The organism is Pantoea sp. BL1, from assembly GCF_000963985.1.
Taxonomy (GTDB): Bacteria; Pseudomonadota; Gammaproteobacteria; order Enterobacterales; family Enterobacteriaceae; genus Pantoea; species Pantoea rwandensis_B.
Window position 1 is genome coordinate 1 of sequence record NZ_JZRH01000103.1, and the last position, 588, is coordinate 588.

General features: G+C 63.1%; 1 pseudogene. It reads right to left on the bottom strand.

What is annotated here, in order from left to right:
- Nucleotides 1–588 (bottom strand): annotated as a pseudogene (locus VH86_RS24555) (RHS repeat domain-containing protein); the annotation flags it as partial.

Genomic DNA, 588 nt, shown 5'->3' on the forward strand with positions numbered 1-588 from the left:
TCTGGCGAATGATCTGATCGGCACCGTCCCACTGATAGCGCCGTTCAGATACCAGACGCTGCCGCAGGTTATCCACGCTGCAGCGCCGGGTGATGCGCCCGGCAATGTCGTACTGCGTCTCCAGCTCCAGCTCGCCCTGCGTGCGGTGAGTTTCGCGATGCAGACGGTCACGCCGGTAGCCCGCCAGCGCATGCGTACGCCCGCCGAGCGTCAGCTGCATCTCCAGCAGATGGCCGGTTCCGTAGCGCAGGAACTGCATTTCCCGTCCGTCAGGGTAGACGGAGGCACTCAGGTTGCCCAGCGCATCATACTGATGGTGATAAGTGCCCGAGTGGTTCTGCTCGCTGACCAGCCTGCCCAGCTCATCACGCTGAAAAACGATCACTTCCGCATCCGCCGGTTCACACTCGCTGATCATGGCCTGCCGCCATGCAGCGTAGGGGAAGCGGTGGATCTCCGTGCTCATGGCGTGGTAGCGATACTCGGTGCGGTGCTGTGCCGTTTCGCGCACCGTCATCCTGCCCAGCACGTCGTAGTCGTAATTCACCACCTGTGGTGCCAGCGGGCTGTCCTGCACCGGGTGACGGA